This is a genomic window from Nonomuraea sp. NPDC049400, assembly GCF_044466425.1.
In the GTDB taxonomy this organism is placed as follows: Bacteria; Actinomycetota; Actinomycetes; order Streptosporangiales; family Streptosporangiaceae; genus Nonomuraea.
Genome location: NZ_JBITMP010000018.1, coordinates 164956 through 178652, shown reverse-complemented (window position 1 = coordinate 178652; position 13697 = coordinate 164956). Strand labels below are relative to the sequence as shown.

Sequence of the window (13697 nt, the reverse complement as noted above, 5' to 3'; positions counted from 1 at the left end):
TCAGGAAGGGATCATGGCCAAGCAGGCCTACGTACGGAACAAGCCCCACCTCAACATCGGCACGATGGGGCACGTCGATCACGGCAAGACCACGCTGACCGCCGCCATCACGAAGGTGCTGGCCGAGCGGGGGCAGGCCACGTACACGCCGTTCGAGAGGATCGACCGCACGCCCGAGGAGGCGCAGCGCGGGATCACGATCAACATCTCCCACGTCGAGTACGAGACCGCCACCAGGCACTACGCCCACGTGGACATGCCCGGCCACGCCGACTACGTGAAGAACATGATCACGGGGGCGGCGCAGCTGGACGGCGCGATCCTCGTCGTGTCCGCGCACGACGGGATCATGCCGCAGACCAGGGAGCACGTGCTGCTGGCCAAGCGGGTCGGGGTCGAGCACCTGGTCGTGGCCGTCAACAAGGCCGACGGGGCGGACCCGGAGCTGACCGACCTGGTCGAGCTGGAGCTGCAGGACCTGCTGGCCGAGCACGGCTACACCGGCGTCCCGATGGTGCGGGTGTCCGGGCTGCGGGCGCTGGAGGGCGACCCGGTCTGGACGGCGTCGATCGAGGCGCTGCTCCAGGCGGTGGACGAGCACATCCCCGTGCCGGTGCGGTACGTGGACGCGCCGTTCCTCATGCCGGTCGAGAACGTGCTCACGGTCACCGGCCGGGGCACGGTCGTCACCGGGGCCATCGAGCGCGGCACGGTCCGGGTCGGTGACACGGTGGAGGCGATCGGGTTCGGGGACGGGCTCAGCGCCGTCGTGACGGGCGTGGAGACGTTCGGCAAGACGATGGAGCGGGGCGAGGCCGGTGACAACGCGGCGGTGCTGCTGCGCGGGGTCCGGCGCGAGCAGGTACGGCGGGGCATGGTGCTGGCGGCGCCCGGCAGCCAGCGGGCCCACCGGTCCTTCACCGCCCGCGTCTACCTGCTGACCGCGGAGGAGGGCGGGCGGCGCAAGCCTATCGCGTCCGGGTATCGGCCGCAGTTCTACCTGCGGACGACGGATGTGCCCGGCGAGATGACGGTGCTGCCCACCGAGCCCGGGGCCGCCGTCCCAGCCGGTACCGCCGTTCCGGTCGGCAGCGCCGTTCCGGGAGGTCCGGCTGTTCCGGGCGGTCCAGTGGTGACCGCTCAGCCGGGTGACACCGTGGACGTGGTGGTCGAGCTGGGCAAGGCGGTGGCGCTGGAGCCCGGGCTCGGCTTCGCGATCCGCGAGGGCGGGCTGACGGTCGGCGCGGGCACGGTGCTCACCGTGACCGGCTGACCGCGCGGCCGGGTCCCGCCAGAGCGCGGGACCCGGCCAGAACGCGCGGCACCCCCAGGGGGATGCCGCGCATGATCGATCAGCTGGGCTCGAACCTGAGCCTGAACGTCACCCGCCCGGCCCTGAGGTCGTACGCGGGAAGCGCGCCCGGACCGCAGGTGGCGGTGCCGATGCCCTGCTGGGCCAGGTCCAGGCCGATGTGCAGGCGGTCGCCAGGCACCAGGTCGGGCCGATGGCGGGCCCGGTCCAGCTCGTCGGCGCTCCATGGGCGCGCCGTCAGGCCGAACACCGGGAACCCGCGCACCTTGAAGGCGCCGAAGTCGGCCCATCGCACGTCTGCCCGGTGGCCGTTCTCCTGCGGGAACACGTACGGGGTCTGGAGCTCGTCGATGCTCGCCCGCCAGCGGCCGACGCGGGCGGACATCCCGGTGTCCGGGTACGCCTCGCCCGGCCCTCTGCCGAACCAGGTGACGTGCTCGACCGCCCCGGCGGGCAGCGTCATGTTCAGGCCGATGCGCGGGATGGGATCGGCCCAGTCGCCCTCGGGCTCGATGTCCACGGTCAGCTCCACGCCGCCGTCCGCCGCCGTCCAGGTGTACGTGGCCCGCATGCCCAGGTCGGTCGCGGCGGGCGCCACCCGGGTGCGTACCGTCAGGCCGTCGCCGGCCTCGATCGCGTCGACGCGGTGGGTGAGGCGGTGCAGGCCGAGCCTGCGCCACGTGTCGCCCAGCCCGGCGTGGGCGTCGTTGTCGGTCGGCACCCGCCACAGATCGAGCCGCGGCCCTTCGACCTCCACCCCGAACAGCCGCACGAGACGGCCGGTGGCCACGTCGAACGCCGCACCGCCGAGGACGTGACGCTCCTGGCCGTCCACGACGGCTCGCGACGGAACGTCGCCCGCGGCGGCAGGTTCCCCTGCCGACGGGGACGGCGTGAGGCGGGTCTGGCCCCACGCGACCTCGTGCCCGGCCACGGCCCACGGCTGGTCGGCCGCCAGCACGGCGCGCACGGTCAGCCAGAGCTCCCCGTCCCCGTCCGGCGACGGGGGCAGCTTGACCTCGCCCCCCTCGGCGGGCACCGCCAGCCGGTGCTCGGCCACCTGCTCCCCGTCCGCCTCCACGGTGGCGACGAACTCCAGGTGCGACAGGTCCACGAAGCCGTGGCCGTTGGCGACCCGCACCACGCCGTCCGCGAACTCGAAGCGGACCGGCTCGAACACCTTCTTCAGGTCGATCAGCCCGGGCGACGGCGCGCGGTCGGGGAACACGAGCCCGTCGATCACGAAGTTCGAGTCGTGCACGGGCTCGCCGTAGTCACCACCGTAGGCGTATTCGTAGGAGGGGTGCGCCAGGCCGTGGTCGATCCACTCCCAGATGAAGCCCCCGGCCAGCCGCGGATACCGCTCGAACAGCTCCTGGTACTCGGCCAGCCCGCCCGGTCCGTTCCCCATGGCGTGGGCGTACTCGCACTGCATGAACGGCATCGCCCGCCGGCGCGCGTCCAGCGCCGGGTCGTCGAGAGGGGCCTCCTCGCGCCGGCCGATGGCCTCGACCTCGGCGTGCGAGGCGTACATGCGCGAATACACGTCCGTGTGCGCGCACGACCGGTCCCCTTCGTAGTGGATCGGCCGGGAGGAGTCGCGCGAACGCGTCCAATCGGCCATGACGGCCAGGTTGCGGCCGACGCCGGCCTCGTTGCCGAGCGACCACATGATGACGCTGGGGTGGTTCTTGTCGCGTTCGACCATGCGGCGCATGCGGTCGAGCAGCGCGTCGGCGTAGCGCGGGTCGTCGGTGGGGTTGCCGCGCCAGCCGACCTCGCCGAAGCCGTGGGTCTCGAGGTCACACTCGTCGATCACCCACAGGCCCAGCTCGTCGCACAGGTCGAGGAAGTCGGGATGGGGCGGGTAGTGGCTGGTCCTGACGGCGTTGACGTTGTGCCGCTTCATCAGCAGCACGTCCTCGCGCATCGTCTCGTACGGGACCGCGCGGCCGTGCGACGGGTGGAACTCGTGCCGGTTCACGCCCTTGAACAGCAGCGGGCGGCCGTTGGCGAGGAGCACCCCGTCGACGATGGAGATCGTCCGGAAGCCGATGCGCAGCCGTACCGTCTCCTCGGGGAACGTCACGACGGCGTCGTACAGGCGGGGCGTCTCGGCCGTCCACGGCTCCACCTCCACCTGCGCCTCGACCCCGGGCGCGAGATCGGCGACGCCGAGCTCGGGGACGCTCAGCGTCCCGGCGCCCTCGAAGCTGAGCGTGCCGCGGCCATCGGCGTACGAGGTGTGCACGAAGACGTCGGCGGTGGAGCGGGTGAGCGTGACGTCCCGGAAGATGCCGGGCAGCCACCACATGTCCTGGTCTTCCAGATAGGTCGCGGCCGACCACTGGTGCACGCGGACAGCGAGCACATTGCGCCCAGGACGGAGGTACGGCCCCGCGTCGAACTCGGCGGGCAGCCTGCTGCCGGTCCAGAAGCCCAGCTCGTGGCCGTTGAGCCAGACCCTGGCGAAGGAGTCGGCGCCCTCGAACCGCAGCCGCCCGCCCGTCCAGCCCTCAGGCAGGTCGAACTCGCGGCGGTAGTCGCCGGTCGGGTTCTCGTCCGGGACACGGGGCGGGTCGATGGGGATGGGGAAGGCGACGTTCGTGTACGCGGGCGCGCCATGGCCGTGCAGGTTCCAATGAGACGGGACCGGGAGCGAGTCCCAGTCCGAGTCGTCGAAGGAGGGTTGGGCGAAGTCATCGGGGATGTTCGCGGTGGGTGAGAGGCGGAAACGCCAGGTCCCGTTGAGGTCGAGAGCGGGCGCGTCGGAGCGGAGTGCGGCCCTGGGTTCGAGCAGGCCCGAACCGGGGGTGAAAGTTTCGAGATCCATCGTGGCCGAGCCTAGAGGTTCGAGATGGTTTCGTCATCGATGAGTTCTCTGTCCGCTTGAGGGAACACCGTCCGCACTCACCCGCCGGCGAGGTCGTAGACCCGGCGGGCGTTGCCGGCGCCCACCATGAAGGCCACCCGCATGGCCTGATCCACCGACCACTCCCCCTCGGCCACGAACCCGCCGAGCACCCGCGCCATCGCCCGCCGCCACAGCAGCGCCCCGAGGTGGTGCAGCTCGGCGGGCCCGAAGGCGTCGGACGAGAAGAGGATCTTCGCGAACGGCGCCACCTCCAGGCTCTCCGCCACCACCGCCACGCTGCGCGCCCCCGTATAGCTCACCCCGAGGCCCACGTCGAAGAACACGTTCGGGTACGCGTGCGCCAGGAACCCCGCGTGCCGCTGGTACGGATAGCAGTGCAGCAACAGCAGCGGCACCCCGGTCGGCTCGGCCAGCTCGATCAGCCCGCGCAGCAGCAGGGGGTCCGACCGGCGCAGGTCCACGTCCGGATCGCCGTACCCGATGTGGAACTGCAGCGGCAGCCCGCGCTCCAGCCCCGTCCAGATGAGGTGCCGCAGCAGCACGGGGTCCGACAGCCGCCCGCCGCCCGCCGACAGCCAGCGCCCGGCGGCCTCCGTGACCTCCTCGTGCGAGGGCGGCGCGGGATCGAAGTCGAGCCCGTACCGGTAGGCGGCGACGCTCTTGAGCCCGCGCGCCGTGCGCGTGCGCTCCCAGAGCGCCTCCGCGAACCGGTCGGCGAACGCGCCCGCCTCGCACCCGCCGGCGGCCACCTGCTCGGCCACGCTCTCCAGCCGCACCACCTCGTCGGCGGGCATGCCGCTGGCCTCCGCCATGCCGGACGGGCCGAGCAGCTCGTCGCCGCGGTAGCCGGTCTCGACGAGGAAGTGCCCGATGCCGCTGGCGGCCAGCAGCAGCCGGTTGGTCTCGTCGGCGCCGAGCCGCGCGCGCCTGGCCAGGTACTCCTCCGGCGTGCAGTGCGGGTCGAGCCCGAGCACCGGCGCGCAGTGGCGCAGGATGGCGTAGCCGAGCTGGGAGTCGAACTGGGTCATCCACGAGGGCACCGGACGGTCCGACTCGGTGATCATCTCCTCGAACGCCTTGCGCGACAGGTCGTGGGACGAGGCGCCGTGCACATGGTGGTCCACCAGCGCCATCTCCTCGATGGCCCGCACGAAGCCGCTGGGCAGGAGGTCGAGCTCAATGGACATCGGCGATGTCTCCCAAGGTCAACGTACCCGCGTGCTACCCCCGAGGGCGCAGGTTCACGCACCCTGGTGAAAATTGTGGCCATGCGTGACAAGAACCACGAAAACTGTTTTAATCCGTGGCTAAGTGACTATGGGGCCTACATGGCCCTGTGTGACCGTTTTCCTCGAGCGGGAAAGGCGGGTCCGTGCGAGCACCAGGTGGCGAAGTAGTCATCACTGGCGGTCTCGGTTTCATCGGCTCTCATCTGGTGGACGCCTACCTCGCGGCGGGCCACCGCGTACGGATCATCGACTCGAACGCCGGCGCGGTCGTGGACGGCGAGGACTACGACGCGGACCCCCGCTGCACGGTCATCCGGGAGCGCGTGGAGGACCATCTGGCGACCGGCGGCGACTTCGCGGGCGTGGACCGCGTCATCCATGCCGCCTCCTACGTCGGACCGGCGAGCATCCTGTCGCGCTCGGGACGATTAGGACACGACATCATCGGCAGCACCGCTCCGGTCATCGAGGCGTGCGCGGGCGCCGGGGTGCCGCTGTGCATGTTCAGCTCGGCCGAGGTGTACGGGCGCAGCGGCGTGCTGGACGAGAAGGACGACATCGTCGTGCCGACCCAGTACAACACGCGCATCGAGTACGCCGTCGCCAAGACGCTGGCCGAGGCGATGGTCTGCAACAGCCGCCGGCACGGGTTGCGCGGGATCGTCATCCGGCCGTTCAACGTGGCGGGCGCGCGGCAGTCGCGGGCGGGCGGGTTCGTGATGCCGACGTTCGTGCAGCAGGCCCTCGCCGGGCGGCCGATCACGGTGTTCGCGGGCGGCGAGCAGGTCAGGGCGTTCGTCGCGGCGAGCGACCTGACGGCGTTCCTCCTCGGCTACATGGACACGGCGCTGGACGGCGACGACGTCATCATCAACGTCGGCAACCCGGCCAACGCCGTCACGGTCATGGAGCTGGCCGAGCGCGTGAAGTCGCTGCTCGGCAGCCCCTCCCCCATCGTCAGCGTGGACGGCAGGAGCGTGCACGGCCCCCACTACGCCGAGGCGGAGTCGTTCCACAAGATCCCTGCGCTCAGGACGGCCACCGACCTGGGCTGGCAGCCGCGCGTCACGCTCGATGAGCTGATCCTGAGCACCGCCGACTACTACCGTGCCCGAGAGGACCGAAGGGCAGTGAATGCGCCGCTTTGACCGCGTCCTGGTGATCTCCCCCCATGCCGATGACGAGGTCCTGGGCTGTGCGGGCCTCATGGCGGCGCAGGCAGAGGCCGGGGCCGAGGTGCACGTCTTGTATCTCGCGGTGGACGGCATGCGCCACTACGGGCTGGACAGCTCCACGACCTACCTGCAACGGCTGGCGGAGATCGAGGCCGTGCGGAGTCTGCTCGGCTTCACCTTCGAGATCGCGTACGGGGACCGCGGGCTGACCGAGCGGCTCGACACGCTGCCGCGCAGGGAGCTGGTCGACCTGTTCGAGCAGGCGCTGAACGAGCGGCGGCCCGACCTGCTGCTGCTGCCCAGCTTCGCCGACTACGACCAGGACCACGTCGCGGTCTTCGACGCCGGGTTCGCCGCCGCCCGGCCGATCGCGCAGCAGTTCGGCAAGTGGCTGGTGCCGAACGTCCTCATGTACGAGATGTCGAAGATCCAGTGGGCGTCCGAGCCGATGCCCCGCTCGACCGCGTACTGCGACATCTCCGCCTACATGGACAGGAAGCTGCAGGCGCTGCGGGCGTACAAGAGCCAGCACCGCCCCTCGCCGCACATCAGGAGCGAGGAGTCGGTGACGGCGCTGGCCACGTTGCGCGGGGCGGAGATCGGTGTCACTCATGCGGAGGCGTTCGGGGTGTTGAGGGAGGTCCTGTGAAGACGTACGCGTTCGCCACGGGGATGGAGTTCGCCGCGCCGGCGGTGGACGTGCTGGTGGCGCAGGGCACTCCCCCGTCGCTGCTGATCGGCTACCCGCCGAAGCTGCAGCACCGCTCCGGGTTCGCGCCGCTGCGGGAGGCGTCCGACAAGCACGGCATCCCGCTGCTGGAGACGGCCGACATCAACGACGGGCAGGCGTACGAGCTGGTCAAGGGCATGGACCTGTTCGTGATCGCGGGGTGGTCGCAGCTCGTGCGCGAGCCCCTGCTGTCGGCGTGCCCGCTGGGGTCGATCGGGCTGCATCCCACCCGCCTGCCCGAGGGGCGGGGCCGGGCCGCGCTGCCGTGGACGATCATCAAGCGGCTGGAGACGAGCGCGGTCAGCCTGTTCTTCCTGGACGAGGGGGCCGACACGGGCGACCTCATCGCGCAGCGGGAGTTCGCGATCAGCCGGCGCGACGACGTCAGCGCGGTGTACCGCAAGGTCACGGAGATCAACGTGGACCTGCTGGCCACGTACATCCCGCTGCTGCTCGAGGGCCGCGTGGTCGCCCGCCCGCAGGGGCCGGGCGGGTCGTGGTGGGAGAAGCGGCGGCCCGAGGACGGCGTGATCGACTGGTCCCGGCCCGCCTCCGACCTCTACGACTGGGTGCGCGCGCTGGCCGCGCCCTATCCCGGGGCGTTCACGTCCGTGTCGGGGCGGCGGCTGTACGTGCACAGCGCGGATCTCCTCGAGTACGGCGAGGCGGAACCCGCGGGGACCGTGCTCGCGCCCGTGTGGTCCACCGGGGTGGGCGGGGTGCTGGTGGCCTGCGGGTCGGGGCTGCTGGTGGTGCGCGAGGTGCAATGGGAGGGTGAGGAGCGGCGCGACGCCTTGGACCTGATGGAATCGGGCGAGCTCCAGGTAGGCGCATGCCTGGGCAGTTGACCGAGGTCGGCGGCGTGCGGCTGAGCGGTGCCGTGATGGCGCATCCCCGCCGCAGGGAGGCGGCCGCGCGGCTGGCCGGCGACGTGCTCGACGTCGTCACCGACCCCGATCCGACCGGCCGCCCTTCGGCGTTCCGCACCTCGCTGCTGGCCTGGTCGAGCATCCCCGAGGACTCCACGCACCATTTCCTGCTGCACGACGACATGGTGCTGTCCAGCACGTTCTTCGAGCGGGCCGAGCGCGCCGCCCGCGCCATGCCGGACGCCGCGCTGGCCCTGTTCGCGTTCTGGAACTCCCGCAACGGCGCCGCCGTGCGCCAGGGCGCGCTGGCCGGGGCGCGGTGGGTGGCCGGGGCGGGCGAGTACACGCCGGTGGCGGCGCTGCTGCTGCCCAGGCAGGTCGCCGAGGGGTACGTGGAGTGGGCGAAGGACCGGGGCGACACCTGGCCAGACGACGTGCTCATGGGGCGGTACCTGCGCCAGGCCGGCGTGCCGGTGTTCGTGGCGGTGCCGAGCCTGGCCGAGCACGAGGACCTGGCCAGCCTGGTGGACAACGACTTCCAGGGGCTGCGCCGCGCGCCGTGCTTCTTCACCGACGACCCGCTGGCGGGGCAGGGCGAGGGCGCCGTGCTGGACGATCTGCCGGTGATCCCGTTCTTCAAGCGGGGCGTCGCGCAGTGCGCCGTACGCGTCCCCGGGTCGAGGCGGTGGCGGGACCTGCGGTGCGAGGACTACCTGGCGGGCCTGGGGGTCGACGCCGACGCGCTGCGGGCGAAGGCGGGCGCCGGGCGGCACTGGCCGCTGTGGCTCACGGCGTACACGATGGGGGTCGTGCACCGGGGGGAGCGGGGCGACCCGCGGGTGCTGGACGAGGCGCTGGCCACGATGGGGCCGGGCGGGCTGTGCCACGAGCTCGGGTGGCGGGAGCTGGCCGGGCTGTCGGCGGAGCTGCACGACGTGGCACGGGCGGGGCTGGAGGCCGGGCTGCATGACGTGGCCCAGGCGGGGCCGCAGGACGTGGCACGAGCGGGGCTGGCGGATCGTTCACCCCGCCGGGTGGATCGCGGGCCGGTCGCCGTGAGCGGTTCGAGCACGTTCGTGCGGGATCACCTCGCCGACGCGCTCGCCGACCGAGGGTTCCGTCACACCGGGCCGGACGCCGGCGTGCCGGTGGTGCACGTGTGCGCGCTCGGCTGGTCCCCGGACGCCGACCCAGAGGAGGAGGTACGGCTGGCGCGTGCCGCCTTCGCCGGCGGGGCCGGCGGGGTACTGCTCAGTTCGTTCCACGTTTACCCGGAGCGGAAGTGGGTGGACGAGGAGACGCCCGTCGGCCCCGCCGCCACGCCCTTGTCGCGGGCGCTGCTCGAGGTGGAGGAGGCCGCGGCCGGGGCGGCGGTGCTCCGGCTCGGCGAGCCGTACGGGCCCGGCATGCCGCAGCGGGGGCCGGTGGCGGAGCTGGTGCTGCGCTCGTCGCTCAACCGGCCCGCGCCTGTCTGCGGGCGTCCGGTGCAGCTCGTGCATGTGCAGGACGTCGCCAGGGCGGTGCTGGCCGCGCTGGAACGGGGCTCCGCGGGGCGCGTCTACAACGTCGCCAACCGGAAGCGGGTCCGCGTGGTGGAGCTGGCCGAGGCGGTGTCCAAGGCGGTGCGGCCGATGGACGTCGAGACCTCGGACGAGCCTCCTGGGGCGCTGGTCAACGTGGAGCGGGCTGGTGTCGAGCTCGGGTGGCGGGAGAGTGTGACGCTGGACTATGGGCTGCATACGTGTGCGCAGTGGCTCGCCTACGAGAGCGACCGCTCGTAGGGACCCGCCTGATCGAGGGGAGCCGCTCGTAGGGAGCCGCCTGGTCAGGCCGTGAGTGAACGCCAGTGGAGCAGGCCGTCGTGTCCCGCGCCGATGAGGCGTCCCGCGGTGGCGGCCAGCGCGGTGCGGCCTGCGGCGGGTCCGAGGTCGCTCCAGCCGGACTCGTGCCGCTCGGCCGATCTGACCAGGATGCGGTCCGCGGCGATGGCGAACAGGCGGCCATTGATCGCGGTCAGGCTCACCACACCGGCGGCCGGGCCGACCCTGCGCCAGTCGTGCGCGTCGAGCCGCCGGATGGGCAGGTGCCACAGCTCGCCGGCCGACGTCACGGCGAACAGGCCCTCGTCCACGGCGGCCAGTGCGATGGTGCCCTCAGGCGCCCGGCTGACGTCCTGCCACGCCTGCGGGACGGGGGCGTCCTGCCACGGCTGCGGAGCCGAGGTGGGGTCGCGGTAGCGGATGGTGCCGTCGGGTGCGACGCCGTACAGGCCCGCGGGCGGGCCGCCGTGCGCCTCCCTTGGGGCGGCGAGGGCGATCGCGTCGGTCTCGCCGACCGCCTCCCAAGGGAGGTTCTGGCCCGAGACGTCGCGGACCGCGAGCGTCCCGTCCGAGCACGCGGCGTACAGGCGGTTCTCGCAGCACACGAGCGCCCGCACACCGGACCTGGCTGACGGGTCACCCACCCCCGAACGACGCGGTGCATGGAACGGACCGCCCGCCGGGCCGTTACGCGCCACGTCGAAGGGACCGTCCGCCGCGCCCTGACGCCCCGCATCCCACACGCCGTCCTCTGCACCCTGGGGCGCCGCGTCGGCGGGACGGTGGGCGGTGGAGCCCGGCGCAACGGGTACGGCGTCCGAGGTGGGCGCCGCATCCGGCGCGTCGCCGAGCGCCCCGTCGTGCGCGGCGGTTGGTGTTGGGCCGATCGTGTCCCAGGTGGGTGCGGCGGGGCGGTGGGAGAGGCGGTCGAGGACGTTGCGGGTGATGGTGGCCAGTACCGGGTCGTGGAGGGTGTTGCCCCAGTTGATGGTGCCCGCGTTGAAGATCGTGCCCGCGCCGAGGCGGTGGACGCCCATCGTGGCGGCACCGCCCTTGCCGTAGCGGCGCCAGTGGGACAGGTCGGCGGTGGCGAGGACGACGAACGACGGCGGGGTGCCGTCGCGGCCGGTCGCCCTGGGCACGCCGGCCACCCACTCGAGGTCGGCGGCGTCCGTCTCGTAGCCGATCGCACCCCTGCCGAACGTGTCACCGTCCGCCAGCCCCGTGCCCTCGAACACCCAGTGGCCGGCGAACCTGGCGGTGTAGGACTCCTGTGACATGACGCGGGAGTCCACCCAGCAGCCGGCGCCGTTCCTGAAGGACAGGCCCGTGAGGGTGTTCTCCGGGCGGTTGACGGGGTCGCTCGGCCACTCGACGGTGACCCTGCCGGGGTCGGTGGCCGCCATGGGGTCGGCGGTGGCGTCGCGGTAGCAGACCATGGTACGGAGGTCGTCCTCGAAGCGGACCTGCCACCAGCAGGTGTTGCCGGAGAATATGGCGATATTTCCACCGCGGCGGGCGAACTCCTCGACCGTGTCCCGCATCTCCCACGACCAGTACTCGTCGTGGCCGTTGATCAGGAGCAGGCGGTAGCGGGTCAGGAAATCCAGGCCCCCGTGCAGGTCCAGGGCCGAGCAGTAGTCGACCGGGTAGCCGGCCGGGCCGAGCCAGCGGAGCAGGCCCAGCTCCCACTCCTCGATCTGCGGGCCCGCGCCCGGGCGGTCGAAGGTGACCTTGACGGCCCGGTCCGGCTGCTCCGACTGGTAGAGGCCCTCGCCGGGGACTCCTGGGCGGTTGTACGCCTCCCAGGTGGGAAACGGGATCGACACAAGAATGGGCGAAGAGGGCATAACCGAGCGCACCACGAAATATGCGGAAGTGTCGTGGTAGATGGCTCGGTAGAGGGAGCTGGGCCAGTCGTCGCCGACCTTCAGGGTCCAGGCAGGCCCGCCTGGCGACTCGTCCTCCACGATCACGCGCCCCGAGGGCACGTCCTCCACCCTGATCGGACCGCCGCCACCCTCGAGGAGCCGGAAGCGCAGTTCCTCCCCCTGCGCGCACGACGTCGCCTCGGCGTACAGGCTCATCCTCGGGCCGCCACCACGATCAGGCCCTCCAGGTCCAGCAGATACTGCTCGATGCCGGACGGGGGCAGCAGCGCGGTGTCCGCGTAGCAGGAGACCTCCATGCGGCCCGGCTCGCCACCGACGTGCAGGCGGAAGTCGCAGATGTTGCGGTCCATGGCGTCCGTCCAGGCCACCTCCGTCTTGTCCTCCGCCGCTCCGGGCGAAGCGCCGTCCTCCTGCACGAGCCGCTGGTCGTTGAAGCAGCCGAACGACCTGATCCCGGGGCCCACGCCGGCCACCGCCTCCTCCATCGCGTACGGGTCGTACTGGGCCTGCCGGTACGCCCGCAGCGCCGTCCCCCACGCCTGGCGAACCAGCGCGTCGAAGGAGGCCGTGCCGAGGTCCAGCACCACCAGCGCCTCCTGCGAGATCGTGGCGACCACGTCGCGCCGCCCGGCCGCGAAGCGGTTGTTGACGATCACGCGCATCCCGCAGAACCGCTGCCCGGTGAGCCCGCCCGCCAGCCGCATCGCCCCGGCCAGCAGCACGGTCGAGGAGCTGACCCGGTTGCGGGCGGCAACCGCCTGCGCGGCGGTGGCCAGCGCCGGCGAGCGCAGCGTGGCCTCCAGGAACCGCGGCTCCCCCGGCACGTGCGAGGACGGCGGCACGGGGTCCATGCGGGCGTGCTCGTCCAGCCAGGACGAGATCGTCTCCTCCGACACGCGCCGGCCGGCGTCCGAGCGCTGCCACGCGGCCAGCTCCCGGGGCGTGGCGCTGTCCGCGGGCGGCAGCGAGTCGCGGAGCAGGAGCAGGCGGAAGTCCTTGACCACGAGGTCGGCCGCGTGGCCGTCGGCGGCGAGATGGCACAGGACCAAGACGATGTGCCGGACATATCCCCCGGCCACCACGAACGCCACCCGCAGCGGCCACTCCTCCCAGTACGCGAACGGCTCGGCCGCCAGCCGCTCGCACACCTCCTCGGCGGACCCAGAGATCGCCGCTGGGACCACCTCGTAGGGAGGACAGGTCACCGGCCAGACTTGCTGGAGCGGCGCTTCACGGGGACCGGAGAGCCGGGTGCGCAGCGACTCGTGCCTGGCGACCAGCCGCTCGAGGGCCTGCGCGGCGCGCTCCACGGTGATGGGGCGGCGCTTGGGCGCGGCGAAGGAGCGGGCGATGTTGAGGTAGCGCTCCTGCGGCGCAGCCGCGACGACCGCCCGCCAGATGTCCTGCTGCCCCCACGTCAACGGCGCCGTCAGCGGCACATCGCGGGCTTCACCCATGGAGTCGTACGTAGTCCACCAGCGCGTCCAGGCTGTCGACGGCGGCCGGATCGAGCTCCACCCCGAACTCGGCCTCCACCGCGTCGATCAGTCGCAGATAAGCCAGCGAGGTGACGCCGAGATCGCTCAGCCGGGCCTGCCCGGCCAGCACCTCGGCCGGATCGACCGCTCCGTCGGCGGCCTTGGCGATCATACGGGCGAGCCGCTCGTGGAGCTCCCCATCCATCAGCACCTGGTGAACCCTCCCTCGTCGGGGAATCCGGGGCGAGTGTGTCACGCGGTGCCAGATGTCGGCAAGCGCCTGTAGGTAAGGGGTTGACGCATTTGTGCATTTTTTC

10 protein-coding genes are annotated in these 13697 nt (G+C 72.2%); 5 read left to right on the top strand and 5 right to left on the bottom strand.

Annotated elements, in window-relative coordinates; all coding sequences use genetic code 11:
- Positions 1-13 precede the first annotated feature (13 nt).
- Positions 14-1273 (top strand): elongation factor Tu, encoded by a 1260-nt coding sequence (gene tuf / locus ACIBVN_RS28140; protein WP_397141295.1) that lies wholly within the window; start codon positions 14-16, stop codon positions 1271-1273.
- Positions 1274-1352: 79 nt separating this feature from the next.
- On the opposite strand, the gene ACIBVN_RS28135 is transcribed toward tuf, so the two are convergent.
- Together ACIBVN_RS28135 and ACIBVN_RS28130 are read right to left on the bottom strand one after the other, a co-directional pair.
- Entirely contained in the window at positions 1353-4145 is a 2793-nt protein-coding gene (locus ACIBVN_RS28135; protein WP_397141293.1) for a glycoside hydrolase family 2 TIM barrel-domain containing protein, read from the bottom strand.
- Positions 4146-4222: 77 nt separating this feature from the next.
- A complete protein-coding gene (locus tag ACIBVN_RS28130; RefSeq protein WP_397141291.1) occupies positions 4223-5374 on the bottom strand; it encodes an amidohydrolase family protein in 1152 nt (383 codons plus the stop codon).
- A 185-nt stretch (positions 5375-5559) separates the two neighbouring features.
- Between ACIBVN_RS28130 and ACIBVN_RS28125 the strand changes: the two genes are divergently transcribed.
- The 4 genes from ACIBVN_RS28125 to ACIBVN_RS28110 are packed head-to-tail and all read left to right on the top strand — an operon-like array spanning position 5560 to position 9971.
- Entirely contained in the window at positions 5560-6564 is a 1005-nt protein-coding gene (locus tag ACIBVN_RS28125) for an NAD-dependent epimerase/dehydratase family protein (RefSeq protein ID WP_397141289.1), read from the top strand.
- Positions 6551-7240: a PIG-L deacetylase family protein gene (locus ACIBVN_RS28120; RefSeq protein ID WP_397141287.1), complete on the top strand. Its 690-nt coding sequence runs from the start codon at positions 6551-6553 to the stop codon at positions 7238-7240. Before ACIBVN_RS28125 ends, ACIBVN_RS28120 begins: the two co-directional genes overlap by 14 nt.
- Positions 7237-8169 (top strand): methionyl-tRNA formyltransferase, encoded by a 933-nt coding sequence (locus ACIBVN_RS28115; protein ID WP_397141285.1) that lies wholly within the window; start codon positions 7237-7239, stop codon positions 8167-8169. Before ACIBVN_RS28120 ends, ACIBVN_RS28115 begins: the two co-directional genes overlap by 4 nt.
- A complete protein-coding gene (locus ACIBVN_RS28110; protein ID WP_397141283.1) occupies positions 8154-9971 on the top strand; it encodes an NAD-dependent epimerase/dehydratase family protein in 1818 nt (605 codons plus the stop codon). Before ACIBVN_RS28115 ends, ACIBVN_RS28110 begins: the two co-directional genes overlap by 16 nt.
- A gap of 44 nt (positions 9972-10015) precedes the next feature.
- On the opposite strand, the gene ACIBVN_RS28105 is transcribed toward ACIBVN_RS28110, so the two are convergent.
- The 3 genes from ACIBVN_RS28105 to ACIBVN_RS28095 are packed head-to-tail and all read right to left on the bottom strand — an operon-like array spanning position 10016 to position 13585.
- Complete coding sequence (locus tag ACIBVN_RS28105) at positions 10016-12097, bottom strand: N,N-dimethylformamidase beta subunit family domain-containing protein (protein ID WP_397141281.1); 2082 nt, start codon at positions 12095-12097, stop codon at positions 10016-10018.
- A complete protein-coding gene (locus ACIBVN_RS28100) occupies positions 12094-13359 on the bottom strand; it encodes a hypothetical protein (RefSeq protein WP_397141279.1) in 1266 nt (421 codons plus the stop codon). Before ACIBVN_RS28100 ends, ACIBVN_RS28105 begins: the two co-directional genes overlap by 4 nt.
- Entirely contained in the window at positions 13352-13585 is a 234-nt protein-coding gene (locus tag ACIBVN_RS28095; protein ID WP_397141357.1) for an acyl carrier protein, read from the bottom strand. The genes ACIBVN_RS28100 and ACIBVN_RS28095 overlap by 8 nt, the downstream gene beginning before the upstream one ends.
- Positions 13586-13697 lie beyond the last annotated feature (112 nt).

Coding starts and splice junctions, on each gene's coding strand:
- ACIBVN_RS28130 (WP_397141291.1), bottom strand. CDS start 5,374: ATGTCCATTGAGCTCGACCTCCTGCCCAGCGGCTTCGTGCGGGCCATC.
- tuf (WP_397141295.1), top strand. CDS start 14: ATGGCCAAGCAGGCCTACGTACGGAACAAGCCCCACCTCAACATCGGC.
- ACIBVN_RS28120 (WP_397141287.1), top strand. CDS start 6,551: ATGCGCCGCTTTGACCGCGTCCTGGTGATCTCCCCCCATGCCGATGAC.
- ACIBVN_RS28100 (WP_397141279.1), bottom strand. CDS start 13,359: ATGGGTGAAGCCCGCGATGTGCCGCTGACGGCGCCGTTGACGTGGGGG.
- ACIBVN_RS28135 (WP_397141293.1), bottom strand. CDS start 4,145: ATGGATCTCGAAACTTTCACCCCCGGTTCGGGCCTGCTCGAACCCAGG.
- ACIBVN_RS28110 (WP_397141283.1), top strand. CDS start 8,154: ATGCCTGGGCAGTTGACCGAGGTCGGCGGCGTGCGGCTGAGCGGTGCC.
- ACIBVN_RS28095 (WP_397141357.1), bottom strand. CDS start 13,585: ATGGATGGGGAGCTCCACGAGCGGCTCGCCCGTATGATCGCCAAGGCC.
- ACIBVN_RS28105 (WP_397141281.1), bottom strand. CDS start 12,097: ATGAGCCTGTACGCCGAGGCGACGTCGTGCGCGCAGGGGGAGGAACTG.